The sequence below is a fragment of the Type-C symbiont of Plautia stali genome (assembly GCF_059730935.1).
The window spans coordinates 1,300,556-1,319,291 of sequence record NZ_AP035923.1 but is presented as its reverse complement, the minus strand read 5'-3'; the positions used below and the strand labels follow the sequence as shown (position 1 = coordinate 1,319,291).

Genomic DNA, 18,736 nt, shown 5'->3' with positions numbered 1-18,736 from the left:
GATGAAGAAACGGATGACGTCCGTCTTGCTCAGCCATGACTTTTCGGGATGGCATGGCTGAGCATTACTGAATAGGGATAAAGGTCAGGTCGTGATTAAGGTTATTGCCGGTGCCGTCAAAAAACAGGCTGATGTGTAAAGTTTTACAGCAGGGAGGCTCCGCGCGCCGTCTGGCGGCCAGGCACGGTTTCTGCCGCCAGGTCAGTTCATCGCTGTCCTGCAGCGCGCAGTTTGCACCAACCAGCGCAGCCCTGGTGGGTAGACGCCCCTGAGCCGGAAATGCCGGCGGGAACCACGCCAGATCGGTGATTATTTTGGACATACTTTTGGCTCCGGCATCTTAAGGGGCTCTTTGATCGGATGTTCCGGATGGCCATAGTTGGCGCAACTGGTCGTCACTCTCACCTCATCACAGGGCAGAAAATGCAGCGTTATCCCGCAGATTTCTTGTCCCGTATAGTCCGGAACCGGTACCACCGCGCTGTGCTGCTTATTCTGGGCCTGCATATCTTTTTTCCATTTTTTGAACTTCTCTCTATCTGCAAAGCCGGGAAAACCTTTTGAGCCGCCCACCCCCGTTTCCCAGTCGACTTTCACCGTCATACCCGGTCGCCATTTCGCCGGCACGCCATAGCAGCACCCCCCGCCGCCGCCCTGGTACGGACCGATAATGTCAATTCCCGACTGACCGTCGACACTGAAATGGTTGATCGCCCATTTGGTGTGGTTGATGGCGACAATAATCCCACCGCCGCCGCTCCGGGTTTTGGCTTTCGCCACCGGCTGGCTACAGCCCGCCAGCAGCAGGGCGCCCAGTACCACGAGGTAATGTTGTATTTTCATTTTGCATTCCTTTGATGAAGAAACGGATGACGTCCGTCTTGCTCAGCCATGACTTTTCGGGATGGCATGGCTGAGCATTACTGAATAGGGATAAAGGTCAGGTCGTGATTAAGGTTATTGCCGGTGCCGTCAAAAAACAGGCTGATGTGTAAAGTTTTACAGCAGGGAGGCTCCGCGCGCCGTCTGGCGGCCAGGCACGGTTTCTGCCGCCAGGTCAGTTCATCGCTGTCCTGCAGCGCGCAGTTTGCACCAACCAGCGCAGCCCTGGTGGGTAGACGCCCCTGAGCCGGAAATGCCGGCGGGAACCACGCCAGATCGGTGATTATTTTGGACATACTTTTGGCTCCGGCATCTTAAGGGGCTCTTTGATCGGATGTTCCGGATGGCCATAGTTGGCGCAACTGGTCGTCACTCTCACCTCATCACAGGGCAGAAAATGCAGCGTTATCCCGCAGATTTCTTGTCCCGTATAGTCCGGAACCGGTACCACCGCGCTGTGCTGCTTATTCTGGGCCTGCATATCTTTTTTCCATTTTTTGAACTTCTCTCTATCTGCAAAGCCGGGAAAACCTTTTGAGCCGCCCACCCCCGTTTCCCAGTCGACTTTCACCGTCATACCCGGTCGCCATTTCGCCGGCACGCCATAGCAGCACCCCCCGCCGCCGCCCTGGTACGGACCAATAGCATCGATGCCAGACTGACCGTCGACGCTGAAATGGTTGATTGCCCATCTGGTGTGGTTAATTGCCTCTATGGTTCCGCCGCCCCCCCGGCTTTCCGCGTTCGCCGCAGGCTGACTACAGCCCGCCAGCAGCAGGGCACCCAGTACCATGAGGTAATGTCGTATTTTCATTTTGCATTCCTTTGATGAAGAAACGGATGACGTCCGTCTTGCTCAGCCATGACTTTTCGGGATGGCATGGCTGAGCATTACTGAAGAGGAATAAAGGCCAGATCGTGATTAAGGTTATTGCCGGTGCCGTCGAAGAACAGGCTGATATGCACAGCCCTGCCGCCAGGTAAGCTCGTGGCTGTCCTGCAGCACGCAGTTTGCGCCAACCAGCGCAGCCTTGGTGGGTAAACGCCCCTGAGCCGGAAACGCCGGCGGAAACCATGCCAGATCGGTAATTATTTTGGACATACTTTCGGCTCCGGCATTTGCAATGGCTCGTTGATTGGGTACCCCGGCCGGCCGGGGCTCACGCAACTGGTTGTCACCTTCACCTCATCACAGGGCAGAAAGTGCACCGTGATGCCGCAGGTTTTTTGCCCCGTATAGTCCGGCACTGGGACAACCTTGCTATGCTGGCGATTATTAGCACTCATTTTTTTTTCCCAAGCCCGATACTTAGCTGTATCCGCAAACCCAGGAAAACCTTTCATTGAGGCTTCTCCGCTTTCCCAGTCAACCTTAACCCTCATACCCGGTCGCCATTTCGCCGGCACGCCATAGCAGCATCCCCCGCCGCCGCCCTGATACGGACCAATAGCATCGATGCCCGACTGACCGTCGACGCTGAAATGGTTGATCGCCCATTTGGTGTGGTTGATGGCGACAATAATCCCACCGCCGCCGCTCCGGTTTTCCGCCTTTGCCACCGGCTGGCTACAGCCCGCCAGCAACAGGGCACCCAGTACCACGAGGTAATGTCGTATTTTCATTTTGCATTCCTTTGATGAAGAAACGGATGACGTGCGTCTTGCTCAGCCATGACTTTTCGGGATGGCATGGCTGAGCATTACTGAAGATGAATAAAAACCAGATCGTGATTAAGGTTATTGCCGGTGCCGTCGAAAAACAGGCTGATATGCTCAGTCCTGCCGCCAGGTAAGCTCGTGGCTGTCCTGCTGCGCGCAGTTTTTGCCAAACCAGCGCAGCCCTGGTGGGTAAACGCCCCTGAGCCGGGAACGCTGGCGGGAACCACGCCAGATCGGTAATTATTTTGGACATACTTTTGGCTCCGGCATCTTAAGGGGCTCTTTGATCGGATGTTCCGGATGGCCATAGTTGGCACAACTGGTCGTCACTTTCACCTCATCACAGGGCAGAAAATGCACTGTGATCCCGCAGATTTCCTGTCCCGTATAGTCCGGAACTGGTACCACCGCACTGTGCTGCTTATTCTGGGCCTTAATTTTATCTCGCCATTCTCTGTATTTTTTTGAATCAGCGAATCCTGGAAACCCTTTTGTTGATGCTTCGCCACTTTCCCAGTCCACCCTCACCGTCATACCCGGCCGCCACTTCGCCGGCACGCCATAGCAACACCCCCCGCCGCCGCCCTGATACGGACCAATAGCATCGATGCCAGACTGACCGTCGACGCTGAAATGGTTGATCGCCCATTTGGTGTGGTTGATGGCGGCAATAATCCCACCGCCGCCGCTCCGGGTTTTGGCTTTCGCCACCGGCTGGCTACAGCCCGCCAGCAGCAGGGCACCCAGTACCACGAGGTAATGTCGTATTTTCATTTTACATTCCATGTATGGCAGCCTCTCCGGAAGGCGAACTGCCTCATGAACCCACTTTCAGACTTCTGCTGAGGACCGTCCGATCAGGGTCTTAATCACCCAATCCTCGCGCTCTTTATCCAGTAGCATCCCTTTGGCGGTGGCTGAAAGCATACCGTTGAAACAGGCCGTAAACCGTTCAGCCTGCGAAGCAAATCCCGTATCGGGAACGTCCCGATAGCGAAGCATCAGCCTGGCATCGCAGATGCACATCAGAGCTTCAAACTGGCTATCGCTCAAAGCGATGTTTTGGCACTTCTCGTTGATGGCGGGCTGTGCTCCCTGCCCCATCAGCAACCCCGGCTTCTCGTCAGGATCCAGCCAGCTCCAGAACAGCGCCGGGCGCTGCAACTGGGCCTGCTGATCAGGTTCCAGAATATGAGAGAACAAATAAGGAAAAATACGGGCATCAAAGTATCTGAACAGCCCCGCCCGTCCTTCATGTGTCGCATCGGTGCAGGTTGTTAACCATTCCGCCAGTGTCGCGAAAGGCCAGGGAGAACAGAGCACCAGTAGTGGAGCAGTTTTTTGTACTTTCTGAGCCAGCTCAATCAACCACTGTTTCTGAAGCGGATCGTTCAAAGAGATCCTGATCAACAGCGGCGACTCTTCTGGCAGGGCATCTTCCGGCAAGCCCTGATAGAGAGACTGCCATAACAGAGGTGGTGAAAAATCGCGCAGTACCGGAATGACGGAAAAATCAATACCGCACTGGTCGAGAATAAAATCAAGGTGGGTCAGGTTTATATCAGCGCAGGTTTGCTGAAGCAGATTCACCCAGTCAGTGATATGGGTCGTGTTCATTTATGCCTCCCTTGGCACAAAGCCCTGTGCCAGCCGCTGCGCCTTTTTCAGACACTCTTTGCATACTGATGAAGGCAATTCAGGCAGCGGATAATCCTCACTCGCCGGGCCCTGTAATTTATGTTGCCCCTTAAGGCTTAACAGGCCTGGACCATGCACGTTGATTTCGCCCTGTGGCGTGAGCTTGATGTAAGCGCCACCGCAGGCGAGCGTGATCCCATTCTTTGCCGTCAGCTGCAGGTGTCCCTGCGTTGACTGGACGGTGACATCCTTCAGGGAAGTCAGCGACAGCACATCACTATGTGATTCAATCTCCAGTGCACCTTTGGCAGATACCAGCCGCATTCCTTCCTGTAGGGCTAGCAGCGAAACCGACTGACTTGCGTTAACCGAATAGCGCTGTGCTGCGGTGATATTGACTTCTCCCAGGCTCTGCAGATACAACCCTTTCCCGCTGTGCATCAGAGTCGTTTCCGGCGTAACGGCAGCAATACCCTTAGGTGAAGACAGCAGCAGCGCAGGCTCTTTAAGCTCACTGGCAGCGGAAACAAATGCTCTTAATGGCCCAGAATCAGGCGTTATGTTGTGGTGAGTCTGCGTAATCGTTCCCCATCCAGTTACCTGATTCAACGCTCCTTTTAGCAGACTGACCGCCGGCTGCATCTCCAGCACCTGGCCCTGTGCTTTCGTCTGGCCATCAGCGCTGATAAACATCCCTTTCTGTGCCCGGATGGCGCCCCAGCTGTCGGTTCTGAGCTCGAAACCCTCTCCACGCTTCTGCTTTTCGCCGTCGACCAGGTGCCCCAGATTCAGCTGACTCTTGCCGCCGTACTCGGTGCTGACCTTGACATGCTCTTTTCCGCGCTCGTCGTCGAGGCGGATTTTGTTGTTCGCCGGCGTGCGCAGCACGTTGCGTTTGTAGTTGCGGATGGTGACGTGATCGCCGTGCGCCGAGTCGTGCAGCACGCCGGCGATGTACGGCCGGTCCGGGTTACCGTCCTCAAAGCCAATCGCCACTTCGGTGCCCGCCAGCAGCGGCAGGTGCAGACCGTAAGTATCGCCGGCATACGGGCGGGACTGGCGCACCCACAGACTCTCGAACCCGGCTTCCCGGTTATCCCGGTCAAACAGCATGTTGACGCGATAGCGGCCGTCTTTATCGATGTGGCCGTAGGTGTCGTTCTCTGTGGTGCTGGTGACGCGGGCCGGTAATGTGCCGGCCATCACCGGGCGTGAGCCTGGCTCAGGACGGAAACTAAAATCCGTGCTGTCCGGGATCCCGTCAAAATGCACTTCAAAATCCCGGTCACGCCGCGCATGGCTGCGCATCGCCGTGATGACCACGCCCTGAGCAAACACCTCGGCCACTTCATACCCACCGGTGACGTTGAGCACCTGGCCCGGAGAGAGGGTCGGGCAGCTGGTGGTGGCATGGGTCCGGGTCTGGCCATTCAGGTAGCGCTCATGACGAATGCGGGCATAGAACGCCCCCGACTCCGCAGCCGGATTGCGGTCGTATGTATTACCCTGGGTAAGGTAGTTGTCTCCCCAGTGGTAGGCATCCCCACAGGTGGTGGCATCCCCGCGGGTCACATCGACCTGGGTATTCATGTCATCCGTGGCCTGGCGGTAGTTGTAGTCGCGGGTGCTGACCTGCTTCTGTACCACGTTATGATGGCTCTCCATCCCCCACACCGCGTCCACTCCGTCTGAATGCTGGCCCGACGGCGGCACCGAGGGCAGCGTCAGGCCTTTTTCATACCCCTGCTGACCGTCGTAAAACTCCACCACGTCGATGTTCAGGCGCGTATCCGTGGTAAAGCGAAACCAGATACCCACCTCACCCAGCAGGCGGGTAATGAAGCGCAGGTCATCCTCGCCGTACTGCATCACCTGCTCACGGCGCGGGTACTCTTTTGAGAGCGAGAACAGAAAATCCTGACCGCGCAGGGTGTGACGCTCGCGCAGGATTTTTTCCACAATCTGCGGCACCGACATGTCCTGATAAATGGCGTTCTGGTGTGAACGGTCAAGCAGCGCCAGGCGTGGCTGCAGCGTCAGGGCATAATGGGTTTCATCTTTTGATGTACCGAGGCGTTCAAAGCCGCTCACCACGCCCTGAAGGGTGCGCACCGCCTGCTGTATTTTGATGCCGTAACCCTGGTCAACCGGGGCCTGCAGCGTCAGGGAGGCCGCTTTCATCAGCATCATCTCTTTGCTGATGGCATGTTCAGAGCTGGTGAATTCAATACGGTAGCTGAACGGCCGGCTGAGCGCTTCATCGCCTTCAAACGCCAGCACATCAAGCCCGGCTTCACAACCCTTCACCGATAACTGGTGATGGCTGTGGCTGAATCTGATCGGGAGACGGGTGTTCATGCGTTATCTCCTTCAGTCCGGTCAAACTCCAGCCCGATCCCCTCTTCCTCACTCCAGCTCAGGTATAGCGACTGTGGTTTCTGTCTGGCGGCCATGTGGCTCAGCAGTTGCTGACTCAGCACCGGCAAAATCTGCTGATTGAGCAGGCTGTCGACGTTGCGCGCCCCGGTATCCGGCAGCAGACAGGCAGAAGTGAGAGCGTCATACAGGCTTTCATCAATTTGTGTGGTCAGGCCGTAGTGGCGGTGCAGGCGCTTGCTGACCTGTGACAGCTTCATTTCCACAATGCTGCGCATCGCAGCTTCTGCCAGCGGGCGATAAATCACCGTCTGGAAGCGCGCCAGCAGCGCCGGCTGGAAGTGGTCGCGCAATATCGGGCGCAGCAGTTCGTGTAAATCGCCTTCGCTGGCATCCGGCCGTTCGTCCAGCAGCTGCATCAGATGGTCGCTGCCGAGGTTGGAGGTCATCAGGATAACGGTGTTACGGAAGTCAATTTCCCGGCCTTCGCCGTCACGCATAAAGCCGCGGTCGAACACCTGATAGAACAGGTTCATCACATCACGGTGCGCTTTTTCCACCTCATCGAGCAGTACCACGCTGTACGGGCGCTTACGTATAGCTTCGGTGAGAATGCCACCCTGACCGTAACCCACGTAGCCCGGCGGTGAACCTTTCAACTGGGAAACAGTGTGCGGCTCCTGGTACTCGGACAGGTTGATGGTAATCAGCGATTTTTCACCGCCGTACAGCACATCCGCCAACGCCAGCGCGGTTTCGGTTTTACCGACGCCGCTCGGACCGACCAGCAGGAACACGCCCTGCGGGCCGTTCTCTGACGTGAGTCCGGTCTTCGCCGCGCGCAGGCGCCGGGCGATGGCGGTCAGCGCCACGTCCTGCCCGACCACACGCTGGCCGATTTCGTTTTCCAGCGTCAGCAGTTCGGTTTGCTCGTCTTTCATCAGCGAAGACAGCGGGACACCGGTCCAGTCGGCAATCACATTCGCGACGGTGCGGGTGTCCACATCCACCTGAACCAGCACATCGCCCTGCTGCGCCTGTTCGAGCCGCTGTTGCAGGTCGGAAATCTCAGCCTGCTGGGTGAGGTCCTGACGGCTGGCCATCAATTGCTGTGCCAGCGCCTTTTCATGGCTGAAACGCGCTTCCTGCTCTTCGATGCGCATATCCAGTTCATTGCGCTGCTGCTCAATGGCACCCAGGCGGTCATCATGACGGTTGCTGCCGGCGGCGATATCTTCGCAAAGCGCCTGCGCTTCCAGTGCCAGCGCGGTCAGTTGCGCTTTCAGGCGTACAATTTGTTCTGGCACCGTGTCGAGACTCATCCGTACACGTGCGGCCGCGGTATCCAGCAGGTCAACCGCCTTGTCCGGCAGCTGGCGGCCAGTCAGATAGCGGCGGGAAAGCGTGACGGCTGCGCGTACAGCATCATCAGTGATATGCACGTTGTGGTGTTCGGCGTAGCGGGATTTGAGACCGCGCAGCATCAGGCAGGCGGTCTCGTCGTCCGGCTCGTCCACTTTCACCATCTGGAAGCGGCGCTCCAGCGCGGCATCGCGTTCGAAGTATTGCTTGTATTCAGACCAGGTAGTGGCGGCAATAGTACGCAGTTCGCCACGGGCGAGTGCCGGTTTCAGCAGGTTGGCGGCATCCGCGCCGCCGGCCTGGTTGCCGGCGCCAATGATGGTGTGCGCTTCATCGATAAACAGCAGAATCGGTACCGGGGACTGCTGCACCGCATCAATCACGTTTTTCAGGCGCTGTTCGAATTCGCCCTTCACGCCTGCGCCCGCCTGCAACAGGCCGAGGTCGAGGCTGCGCAGAATAACCGGCTTCAGGCTTTCCGGAACGTTGCCTTCGGCGATACGTAAAGCCAGGCCTTCCACCAGCGCGGTTTTACCGACGCCTGGTTCACCGACCAGAATCGGGTTGTTCTTGCGGCGACGCGAGAGAATATCCACCATCTGGCGGATCGCCGTATCGCGCCCAAAAACCGGGTCGATTTTGCCTTCTGTGGCTTTGGCAGTAACGTCGAGCGTGAATTTATCGAGTGCGTTCTGCAGCGCCGGATTGAGTTCGCCTTCCTTTATGGCCGCGCCGACCGGGCGCCCGACAAATTCCACCTCACCACCATGACTCTGCGCGAGTTCCGCTGCCTGTTGCCGCTCCGGGCGTTCCTCCGACTGCCCATCAAGCAGCGGGCGCAGACGCTCCAGCTGACTGCGGCCCAGCGTCAGCAGCGGCCACAGCCCGTCACAGCGCACCAGTTTCTGTTTATCAACCAGCGCCATCAGCAAATGGACGCTGCGGATCTGTTCCTCACCGTTGAGAGAAGCAATCAACCAGGCTTCCTGCATCAGCGTCTGAAGAGTGTCAGACAATTGCGGACGCTGACGGACTGAACGCGGCAGTTTATCCAGCCAGGCAAGCAAATCCTGCCATAGCATATCCATATCCCACTCATAGCGGCGTGCCAGCACCGTCAGGTCTCCTTCCCCCTGTTCGAGCAGCTTCAGAAGCCAGTGCTCAGGCAAAATTTCCGCATGGGCGCGGGTCTGACACAGGGAGGCGGCGGCTTCCAGTGCCTGCACGCAGAATGGGTTAAGACGACGCAGAAGCGCGGCTGGCTGACTGTCCATAGCAAAAATCTCCTGATTGGGGGTACGCTACCGCCCATCGCTGTAAACCAAAGCGCATAAGGCAGCAGGAAAGAAGGAAATGACTTGTGATTTCACCCGCCGCGGATGAAATCACCAGACATCTGACAGAATGCGTATCACGGTCGCGAACAAGGCAACACGGCCGAATTTGGGCGGCCAGAATGCCGCCCCCACGACGCCATCACACAGTCGATTACGCTAAATAGTTCGTGTCGCAGGAAGGCGGCAAGCTCATCCGCCCCGGGAGCATAGATAACTATGTGACCGGGGCGGACGAGCGCGGCCAACGCACCTGCGGCACGAAATATGACGCGTAATCAGGCGGTGGCGCGTTCGTTCCAGCTATCGGAATGAATGATGTTGCCGTCTTTATAGGTCCAGGTGATTTTTTCGTAGCGCAGTTCGATCTGCTCAAGGTGGTTGTGCTTCTCGAAAGAAGGATTTTTGATGTCATGCATCACCGGATTCACTTTCACGACTTTCACGTTTTCCAGTTTGGTGTTGAAGTACTCCACTTCCTGGCCCGCGTCGTTGATTTTGTACCACTTGAATTCCGCAGACTTGAGGGTCTGCCCGGTGGTCACCGCCTTGTACAGGTAAGGACTGGAGGAGTCGATTTCCTTAGTGAACAGGAACGGGGTGTGGATACGGGTACCGGTCAGCTTGCCAGTGTTGTTGTCGGTCGGGATGTACAGGTTATGCTGCTGTGCCACCACTTCGATGCTGCCTTCACGATCCTGAACGTCCACAGAACCTTTGATGTCCGCACCACCGTCGTCTTTCAGCCAAAGATAAACAGGGATTGCCATGGATTACTCTCCGTTGTGTTGTGATACGTCATCATCCTGCGATGACGTCTGGGTGTTGCCCGGTATCTGGCAGGCATCAGCCTGCGGTACAAGACTGATTTCGACACGGCGGTTGAGCGCGCGCCCATCCGTCGTGTCATTGGTTGCGACTGGGCGGCTTTCGCCATAACCCTGCACCGCAAAACAGCTTTCCGGTACATCACCGGTGTCACGCATCCAGTCGCGTACCGCTTCGGCACGTTTCAGAGAGAGCGTCTGGTTCAGTTGCGGGTTACCGGTATTATCGGTGTGGCCGGCGACCACAATCAGCCAGCCCGGCTTCGCTTTGATGCCGACCAGTGAGTTCACCAGCATTTTGGTGGACCCGGCTTTCAGCGTAGATTTGCCGGAATCGAACAGCGACATGCTGTCGAGGCGGACAATTTTCGGCACCGGTTTCGGCTGCGGTTTTGGCGGCGGTGGCGGGGGCACATACGAACGGATCGCATCCAGCACAGGCATTCGCAGACGCTCGCCCTGATACAGACCAAGGCCCATCCGCATCGGTACGCCATTGCGCGCCTGGTCATCCAGCCCGGCCACATCGTCACGCAGGACAGCAACAGCGTCGGCTTTGGGTGCGAAATCCTGCATCGGGATACGTTCATAGCGGGCAATATCGAAGCTGACACGCTGTAGCAACTGGCGATTGTTCCAGCCACTGCTGAGCAGTGCAGCCATGGCCGCCAGCGTGAAAATCGCGAGCGCATAACGGAAGGCTTGCCCACGCGGCGTCAGGCCTCGCCCTTCCGGCAGCAGCGGCAGGATAAAATCCGGCAACGGGGCAATAACCGTACTGTCCGTTCCCACCGGCTGCCAGCCCGCTACCTGTTGCATCGCAGTATGACGGGACAGCCATGCCGTCCATACCGAGGTGGCCAGACTTCCGGCCAGGATCGGTCCCAATCCCCACAGCACCGCAACCGGTGCAATGACCGGAACATCAGGGCTCTCATCAATGAAGACCGCTTTAACGTGCAACCGGAACCAGCTCATCAGGCTGTTCATCAGCACCTGTTGCTGCATCGCAGGCGCGCCACCGGTGGTGACCCATGCAGCGACTGAGCCCGGCGCTGAAGACGCACGCCAGACCCTCACCCCTTCCCCCGGGATAGCCGCCTGCCAGAGCAGATCATTGGTCATCGCACTGCCAACCTGACCATTCAGAACCAGCGGCACAGAATGCCCGGTTTCTTTACGCAGCTGGCTGATTTGCCAGCGTAGCGCCAGCAGACGACGGGTAAGCCGCTCGCTGTCGGCGTGTTTTTGCGGACAGACGCTGACCATCACCGACAGCTGTCGGCCCCAGTCAGGACGCAACCGCAGAATCTGACAGGCAACCTGCTGCAGATCCTGATGTTCCTCCACGCGGATCCAGCATCCTTGTGTCACAGTAAGCACCGGTGACTGCTGCATACATGCCAGCGGCAGATCCCCACAGACCAGCACCACAGGCTGACGGTAAGTGGCTTCCGGGAGGTCATCCAGACGCAGGTCGACGTCATGTTCCGCACGACGCCTGGCGACAATCCACAACGCCAGGATAAGCCCCAGCACGGCAAGCAGAAAGAGCACCGAAACCAGTCGCGATACCGGCAGGAAACTCAGGCAAACCACGGCACTCAGCAGGGCGGCCCACAGCGCAAGCCCGCGCTGCTGTGCAGGACTCATTTCACAGCTCCCGGCAGCAGGGTCACCAGCATCTGATCCAGCCAGTGGCTCAGTCCCCACCACAGCGCAGCCACCAGCACCACGCTCAGGCCAATACGCACGGGCCATGACGCCAGCCAGCCGCCCATTTCTCGTCCGGTACGGCTTTCCGCCAGAACCGGATGGGTTGGTGGATAGCTGAACGGCGTGACATGTTCACTGAGCGCGTTGACGAGTTTCTGGCGCTCCGGATCGTTAAGAGAGCGGAAACTGCCGAGGAACCCCAGCATCATGACCCGCTGAAAGCAGGTCATAACAGCCTGGTCAGGCGCCGGTTCACGCAGCACATCACGCATGCGATCGCACAGTGTATCACCGGCATCCATGGTGCCGAGGAAGTGCCCCTGCAGGGGAATGTCATACCACTGCACGCAGGCGTCATCCTCCACACCACGATCTTTGACCGCCTCATCAAGCAGCGCACACTGTGCGGTGAGAATATGCTGACAGCTGACTTCATCGAGTTCGCTCGCTTTCAGCTCATGCTGCACACGTTCGACATCGGCAATGCAACGCTCCCACAACGTGCGCCCCTCTCCGTCCTGAAACGTCGGACCGTGACGCAGGCTGATGACCTGCAGCCAGGTATCCTGCAGCAGAGCATCAATATCAATGGGCGCAGCAGTACTGCGTTTAGGCTCACTCATGTTCTCAGTACCGCAAAAAGTTCAAGTTCAGGCTCGCCGAGCATGCCCGGAACGTAAAACATACAGGTGCCGCTCTGAAGCATTTCGCTGGCCAGAGGATGTGAGACATCAAGGCTGAAATACTGGTTTTCCAGACGCAGCGGAATGGCTGCCGGCACATGGCGCAGTGGCGTCAGCGGCACGCCCACCCGTGAGGAATTGACGATACTCCTGACATGATCGGGACTGCCGATCTTGCACTGGCGCGGGAACTGCTCCTGCAGTTGTGCCACCGGCATCGGTGAACGCACGGAAAGGTAGTAATCCGCCCCTTCGCGCAGACGTGGGTCATGCAGACGGGCCTGCCAGACGTGCAGCCGGGCATCGTGCTCAAGCTCAATCGCCACCACCCGCGACGGCAGGCTGGCTTCCAGCAGATCGCCCAGTAAGTCAAACAGCGGCGGGAAGACGTTATTCAGCTGTTCATGCTGCCAGACCGGAATAGCACTCACCTGGTGTTCCAGCGAGAAAGTCAGCAGGCTGCCCGCAAGCCGCGCCAGTTCCGGGTACAAACGCTCCGGTGGACTTTGCAGGTTACGCTGAAACTGGCCGAGCACCGGTTCTGCGCTGTTCAGGGCATTGAGCAGCCAGAACAACGACACATCAGCCACGGCAAAGTCGGCCATGCGCTCGTTACTTTCACGTCGCATGGCCATTAGTCGACTCAGACGGGCACGCAGTTGCGTCATCAATTGTTCCAGCTGGGTTACCAGCCAGCGGCTGCCCTGCAGAGCCAGCAGTGGCGGAAGCCAGGTTTCATCGAGTGCCCAGCTGCCCTGGAAATCCTGCTGCAGACGGGCGACCGGACAGGTCAGATAATCACTGTTGTTCTGATGGGCAAAACGCAGCGTCAGCTCTGGCTGCATCACTGCAATCTGCCGGGTATCATCGCCAAAGGTGTTGCGGACATCCCGCCAGCGCTGGCGATAACGCACAGGGCGCTCGGCCACCTCATCGGGTTTAAGGCAGTTGCCGCCATTTGCCCGCAGCAGCGGAAGCGCCAGCACCACCACCACGTCCTGTGATTCGTCCTCAAGCATCAGCACCGGCGGCAGGTCATCGGCATTATCGGTGTCGATAAGCGTGCCATCGGGGAAACGGATGTGCAGATGACGGGCCTGCAGGCGGCCCAGCTTCAGTGCATCAGGTTCGAAGGTGGCCGCAATCATCCCCCAGGGATGGGAGAGGCCCAGCCGGGCGATGCATTCCGCAGACCAGGCCGCATAGGCGACCTGTTGCTGGAAGTGCTGGGGAGAGACCATAACGCCCCTGCCCCATAACGGTTGTTCCGTTTTCATTGGCTTCCTGCCTTCGCTTACGATTTCGCCTTCGGCATCTGGGAAACCAGTGACAGGTTGACGTCCATGCCCTCCACCTGGAAGTGTGGGATGGCGTACAGCCTGACGCGGAAAAAGCCCGGGTTGTCGTCGATATCTTCCACTACCACCTTCGCGTCGCGCAGCGGGTGAGAAGCCTGCAGCTCATCGCCCGGATCGGTCATTTCGGTCACCAGGCTGCGCACCCAGGTGTTCAACTCCAGTTCCAGCAGACGCCGATCCTTGGTGGTGCCGATGTTTTCACGCTGAATCAGCTTCAGATAATGCGCGATACGCGACAGCAGGAAGATATACGGCAGGCGGGCGTTAATGCGGCTGTTAGCGGTGGCATCCGCAGTGTCATACAGCGCGGGTTTCTGGGTGGAGTTGGCCGAGAAGAAGCAGCTGTAGTCGCGGTTTTTGTAGTAGGACAGCGGAATGAAACCGAGATTGGCGAACTCGAATTCACGGGTTTCCGGGATCATTACCTCACTCGGGATCTTCACCTGATTACCGGTGCCCAGATCGTACAGATGAATCGGCAGATCCTGCACCGCACCACCAGCCTGTGGACCACGGATTTGCACGCACCAGCCATTGTTAATGAAGCTGCGCACCATGTTGGATGCGAAGGCAAACGAGGCGTTGGTCCACAGGTATTTGTCGTGATCCGGGCCTTTGACTTCTTCAACGTAGTTGAAGCTGCGCACCGGTACGGTGTCCGGGCCATACGGCAGGCGACCCAGCACACGCGGCATCACCAGACCGATATAGCGCGAATCGTCCGTCTCGCGGAAGGATTTCCACTTGATGTATTCAGCGCGGTCAAAATAGTTACCGATATCTTTGATGGCCGCTACGTCTTCCATTGAATCCTTGAGGAAGAATTGCGGGCCGGCAGAGCCGATAAACGGCATATGCGCCGCAGCAGACACTTTTGAAATATTGCGCAGCAGGGCAACATCCTGCGCAGACGCATCAAACTCATAAGCGGAAATCAGCGCCGCAATCGGCTCGCCGCCTGGTGTGTCATACTCATCAATGTAGGTGTGTTTATACAGACCGCTCTGGATAATTTCCGGGCTGTCCTCGAAGTCCTGACGCAGATCTTCTTTAGACATATCCAGCAGTTCGACTTTCACGTTCTGGCGGAAATCGGTTTTATCAACCAGCGATTTCACGCCGCGCCACAGGCTCTCCACTGCCTGGAACTCTTCGCTGTGCATGACCGCATCCAGCTGACGGCTGATCTGGTGATCCAGCGCGGCGATATGATGGTCAATCAGGTTTTTGTCGAGTTTTTCAACTTTTGTGCCTGATTTTTTCAGGCACTCCAGAAATACCTGCATGCTGGCGGTTAAACGCTCATCCGCCGTTGCATCCGACATCGCCTGCGCATCCTGCCAGATATCCAGCGCGCTCAGCTCAGAAACCGGGTTAAGATTGATTTTTTCAAACAGGGTGGCATAGACCCCACCGGTTGCCGGACGTTCCAGCACCACGCTCTCGCCACCCGTCGCATTCTCATTATTTACAGACATCAGCATCTTCCTTATTAATCCGTTAAATCATCGTGATGGTTATGGCTGTTTTGGTGCCAGGGTTGAGAGCTCAGCGCGCAGTTCTGCGCTTAACGCCGGGTCCAGCAGAATTTTTTCCAGCTCTTTTCGGAAGGCATGGTTATCCAGCAGGTTGGCTTTTAAATCACGCAGTAAATTACGCATGGAAAGCATGGCCTTCAGCTGAGGTATTTGCCGGGAGACCTGTTCCGGAGAGAAATCTTTCATGCTCTGGAAAGTCAGACTGATGCTGTCTTCGCTGCCGTCATCGGCCAGCGTATTTTTAACGGCAACCGTGACTTTGGGCGAATATTCGGAAAGCACTGCGTCAAAATTATTTTTGTTCAGATTAACTTTGGCTCGCTCTGATAATGGTGCGGTTGCCTGACCATGACTGAAGTCGCCCGCCACCAGTAATTTCAGCGGAAGCTCGGTTTTCTTGCTTGCGCCCCCGGTATGCAGGTCAAGTTTTAAGTTAATACGTGCCTTTGGCACTTCATTCTGGAAACTATCTGCCATTTCATCATCCCTCTGTTTATCTCAGCGCACATTTTTCGCGCCATACTACTTTAGAGGTAACAACAGAGCAATGATCGACAAAAAAGCAAACAGCCAGATCTTTAAGCTACAAAAGCGACAGCCACAAGCCATTAACACTAAAAAATGCAGATCATTGTCACCTGAAACCAGCTAAAAAAACTGGCAAAGACATTAAAGGCCGCACATTAATGCCAATAAAAAATAAAGTTGTGGATTAATATTAATAAAGCGTGAATTTGTTGATTCAGGTCAAAATAAAAAATCCGCCAAAAACCATCACACCATCAAGAAAGAAATGACATAAAAAGATAAAAAATGCGGATAAAAGCAGTGCGGAGTTTTATACAGGACGGTAATGAGATGAAGTAAAGATTTCAGGTAAAACAGAGCGCAACTAAGCCCCGTGCTACATCCGTTCAACGTGATCGTATAAATCACCACCCATGTGGGAAATTTCGTATAAATAACGTTCGGGAGCGACCAGAGGGAATCAATCAGGATAGCGTGGTTCATGCAATAATGACGTACGCGATAAATCGCGCCGCTGCTAATTCAGTAATCTATTCCTCGCAAAATTCATTCCAACTGCCCCGTCAGCGCTGACGCCATGCCGAGGGTGCCATGCCGTGCAGCTGACGGAAGCGGTTGCTGAAATGGCTGGAGGAGTGGAAACCGCAGCGCAGGGCAATCTCAGTGAGCGACAGCGTGCTGAATTGCAGCAGCTGCTGCGCGGCTTCCATACGGCGGCGCATCACATACTGGTGCGGCGCTTCGCCGCTGCTGCTGCGGAACAAACGTGCAAAATGGTATTCGCTGAGCGCCGCCTCTGCCGCCAGTTGGGCCAGCGTTAACGGCTGATCCAGCTGCGTATCGATCAGCGCCAGCACGCGGCGCAATACCGCCGGCGCCAGTCCGCCGCGCACCTGCGGCAGCTGCCACTGTACCTCGCTGTAGCGCTGCAGCAGATGGGTCATCAGTAGTGTTGAGGCGCTGCTCAGCATCAGCTGGTTGGCCGGTTGCTGCCAGTCGGCGCTCAGCAGAAAATGACGATACAGTTGGGTGATGCGGTCATCGTCGGCAAAAATCTTCTCATGCAGATTAAGCTGCGCCGGGCTGCGATCCCACACCTGCTCACCAAGGTGACGCAAATGCGTATCGGTGCAGTAGAGGTGCACGAAGGATAAATCCGCGCGCAGATCCCAGGTCGACTCGGTGCCAGACGGCATCAGGCAAAAGCGATCCGGCGCGCCGCCGTTGCGCCAGCCGTGCGGTGTTTTGTGCCAGGTGTCGTAACCGTCAGCCACGTACAGGCTAAGCGTATGGTGATCGCTGAGGTTGGTCACGCGATCGCCACTGTTGAACCACGCCGCCAGCCGAATGCCGCCGCTCAGCTGCACGCTATCGCGCAGCTGCGCTTTGTGACGCTGAAGCATAGTAAACGTCTGATATTCCGGCATGGTCTGACATCGCTCTCTGGATTGATGTCCTGTAGTTTACGCAACTGACCGGACAGAAAACAGGCCAATGCCGGACCAGGCGGGAAAAAGCGCAAGAATTTGCAAGTGCTGCGCAAAGCCATGCAAGCCGCGCTCCTGTCGCTCAGGCACACTGCGAGCCTGATTCCGCCGGAGAGTTTCTGATGAACCTGATGTTATACCTCGCGGTGGTGCTGATTTGGGGCACCACCTGGATTGCGATTTTTCTGCAGCAGCAGGCCGCCGATACGCCGGTACTGGTGGCGGTGTTCTGGCGCTTCCTGTTCGCCTCGTTGACCATGCTGGTGCTTCTCCGGCTGCTGAAACGTCTGCGTACGCTGGATGCGCGTGACCACCTGTTTTGTCTGTTACAGGGCGGCTGCGTATTTGGTTTTAATTTTGTCTGCTTTTACCATGCGGCAGCGATGATCAGCACCGGACTGGAGTCGGTGATTTTTTCGATGGCGGTGCTGTATAACGCGCTCAACAGCTGGATCTTTTTCCGCCAGCGCCCGCCTTTCCGCCTGCTGCCCGCCGCCGCGCTGGGTCTCGGCGGAATTGTTGCGCTGTTCTGGCAGGATATTCAGTCAGCCCATGTTGCGCCGCAGCTGCTGTGGGGCGTGGGGCTGAGCGCGCTGGGCACGCTCGGTTTCTCCTTCGGCAATATGATTTCTACCCGCCATCAGCGTCGTCAGCGCGACGTGCTGACCACCAACAGCTACGCCATGCTGTACGGTGCGCTGATCATGGCCGTGCTGGCGCTGGTGAATGGCGACGCGCTGGCACCGGCACTCAATCTGCAGTGGCTGGGGGCAATGAGTTATCTGGCTTTGTTTGGCTCGGTGCTGGGCTTTGGTGCCTACTTCACGCTGGTGGGGCGCATCGGTGCCAGTCAGGCGGCTTACAGCACCCTGCTGTTTCCGCTGGTGGCACTGACGCTTTCGACGCTGTATGAAGGCTATCAGTGGCATAGCAATGCTATCGTCGGGCTGGTGATGATTCTGGCAGGGAATATGGTGATGTTCGTGCGCTGGCCGGCTCATCGCCGGTTACATCTGGCCTGAAGCAAGAGCGGGCATGACGCCCGCTCTGTCACTCCTCTAGCGCCAGCCCCCGACGCCGATGTTGAGCTGGTGAGGTTGGTTAATGGCTTTTCTGGCAATCCAGTAAAGCAGAACGCGTTCATCATCTCTGTCGCGGTCGGCCATCGCCAGTAATTTCAGCGACAGGGTGGACCTGGTCACAGGCTGCTGTTCATCGCTTAACTCGATAACCGCCTGACCGATGATGCAGCAAACCTCATCCCCGCTGGATACGGATTCATATGCCCGGTCTTTCATATTTCCTCCTGTTGAGTGAACTATAAGCCTGGCAAAGTTCCTGTGTTTTG

Annotated in this window: 16 protein-coding genes and 4 pseudogenes; 1 reads left to right on the top strand and 19 read right to left on the bottom strand. The window is 56.9% G+C overall.

Features of this window, described 5'->3' with window-relative positions:
* Positions 1-88: 88 nt before the first annotated feature.
* The 18 genes and pseudogenes from AC6I7J_RS06015 to AC6I7J_RS05930 form a co-directional block, all read right to left on the bottom strand.
* A pseudogene (locus AC6I7J_RS06015) lies at positions 89-322 on the bottom strand (hypothetical protein); the annotation flags it as partial.
* Positions 310-843 carry a Tli1a family immunity protein gene (tli1a, locus tag AC6I7J_RS06010; protein WP_498006981.1) on the bottom strand — a complete coding sequence of 178 codons (534 nt, stop codon included), beginning with the start codon at positions 841-843 and terminating at the stop codon, positions 310-312. The pseudogene AC6I7J_RS06015 and the gene tli1a (AC6I7J_RS06010), both read right to left, overlap by 13 nt.
* A gap of 101 nt (positions 844-944) precedes the next feature.
* A pseudogene (locus AC6I7J_RS06005) lies at positions 945-1,178 on the bottom strand (hypothetical protein); the annotation flags it as partial.
* Positions 1,166-1,696, bottom strand: coding sequence for a Tli1a family immunity protein (tli1a, locus tag AC6I7J_RS06000; RefSeq protein WP_498006980.1), 531 nt, complete (start codon positions 1,694-1,696; stop codon positions 1,166-1,168). The pseudogene AC6I7J_RS06005 and the gene tli1a (AC6I7J_RS06000), both read right to left, overlap by 13 nt.
* A 101-nt stretch (positions 1,697-1,797) precedes the next feature.
* A pseudogene (locus AC6I7J_RS05995) lies at positions 1,798-1,984 on the bottom strand (hypothetical protein); the annotation flags it as partial.
* Positions 1,972-2,505, bottom strand: a complete 534-nt coding sequence (tli1a, locus tag AC6I7J_RS05990) for a Tli1a family immunity protein (protein ID WP_498006979.1) — start codon at positions 2,503-2,505, stop codon at positions 1,972-1,974. The gene tli1a (AC6I7J_RS05990) and the pseudogene AC6I7J_RS05995, both read right to left, overlap by 13 nt.
* A 101-nt stretch (positions 2,506-2,606) precedes the next feature.
* Positions 2,607-2,794, bottom strand: a pseudogene (locus AC6I7J_RS05985) (hypothetical protein); the annotation flags it as partial.
* A complete protein-coding gene (gene tli1a / locus AC6I7J_RS05980; RefSeq protein WP_498006978.1) occupies positions 2,782-3,315 on the bottom strand; it encodes a Tli1a family immunity protein in 534 nt (177 codons plus the stop codon). The pseudogene AC6I7J_RS05985 and the gene tli1a (AC6I7J_RS05980), both read right to left, overlap by 13 nt.
* A 57-nt stretch (positions 3,316-3,372) precedes the next feature.
* Positions 3,373-4,158, bottom strand: coding sequence for a toxin Tle1 chaperone Tla1 (gene tla1, locus AC6I7J_RS05975; RefSeq protein WP_498006977.1), 786 nt, complete (start codon positions 4,156-4,158; stop codon positions 3,373-3,375).
* Positions 4,159-6,537, bottom strand: a complete 2,379-nt coding sequence (locus tag AC6I7J_RS05970; RefSeq protein WP_498006976.1) for a type VI secretion system Vgr family protein — start codon at positions 6,535-6,537, stop codon at positions 4,159-4,161.
* Positions 6,534-9,191 carry a type VI secretion system ATPase TssH gene (gene tssH / locus AC6I7J_RS05965; RefSeq protein WP_498006975.1) on the bottom strand — a complete coding sequence of 886 codons (2,658 nt, stop codon included), beginning with the start codon at positions 9,189-9,191 and terminating at the stop codon, positions 6,534-6,536. Before tssH ends, AC6I7J_RS05970 begins: the two co-directional genes overlap by 4 nt.
* 338 nt (positions 9,192-9,529) lie before the next feature.
* Positions 9,530-10,021, bottom strand: coding sequence for a type VI secretion system effector Hcp (gene hcp, locus AC6I7J_RS05960; RefSeq protein ID WP_058776563.1), 492 nt, complete (start codon positions 10,019-10,021; stop codon positions 9,530-9,532).
* A 3-nt stretch (positions 10,022-10,024) separates the two neighbouring features.
* Complete coding sequence (locus AC6I7J_RS05955) at positions 10,025-11,731, bottom strand: OmpA family protein (protein ID WP_498006974.1); 1,707 nt, start codon at positions 11,729-11,731, stop codon at positions 10,025-10,027.
* Complete coding sequence (tssL, locus tag AC6I7J_RS05950) at positions 11,728-12,417, bottom strand: type VI secretion system protein TssL, short form (RefSeq protein WP_498006973.1); 690 nt, start codon at positions 12,415-12,417, stop codon at positions 11,728-11,730. The genes AC6I7J_RS05955 and tssL overlap by 4 nt, the downstream gene beginning before the upstream one ends.
* Entirely contained in the window at positions 12,414-13,754 is a 1,341-nt protein-coding gene (gene tssK, locus AC6I7J_RS05945) for a type VI secretion system baseplate subunit TssK (protein ID WP_498006972.1), read from the bottom strand. The genes tssL and tssK overlap by 4 nt, the downstream gene beginning before the upstream one ends.
* A 17-nt stretch (positions 13,755-13,771) precedes the next feature.
* The gene (tssC, locus tag AC6I7J_RS05940; protein WP_498006971.1) at positions 13,772-15,319 is read right to left on the bottom strand and encodes a type VI secretion system contractile sheath large subunit; all 1,548 of its coding nucleotides are present in this window, start codon (positions 15,317-15,319) and stop codon (positions 13,772-13,774) included.
* Between the two features lie 33 nt (positions 15,320-15,352).
* Positions 15,353-15,850, bottom strand: a complete 498-nt coding sequence (tssB, locus tag AC6I7J_RS05935; protein WP_498006970.1) for a type VI secretion system contractile sheath small subunit — start codon at positions 15,848-15,850, stop codon at positions 15,353-15,355.
* A gap of 614 nt (positions 15,851-16,464) precedes the next feature.
* On the bottom strand, positions 16,465-17,328 hold the full coding sequence (locus AC6I7J_RS05930; protein ID WP_498006969.1) for a helix-turn-helix domain-containing protein: 864 nt from the start codon (positions 17,326-17,328) through the stop codon (positions 16,465-16,467).
* 182 nt (positions 17,329-17,510) lie between these two features.
* Between AC6I7J_RS05930 and AC6I7J_RS05925 the strand changes: the two genes are divergently transcribed.
* Positions 17,511-18,410, top strand: a complete 900-nt coding sequence (locus AC6I7J_RS05925) for a DMT family transporter (protein ID WP_150361603.1) — start codon at positions 17,511-17,513, stop codon at positions 18,408-18,410.
* Positions 18,411-18,446: 36 nt separating this feature from the next.
* Here AC6I7J_RS05925 and AC6I7J_RS05920 read toward each other — a convergent pair whose 3' ends face one another.
* Positions 18,447-18,686 (bottom strand): hypothetical protein, encoded by a 240-nt coding sequence (locus tag AC6I7J_RS05920; RefSeq protein WP_021313687.1) that lies wholly within the window; start codon positions 18,684-18,686, stop codon positions 18,447-18,449.
* Positions 18,687-18,736: the final 50 nt, after the last annotated feature.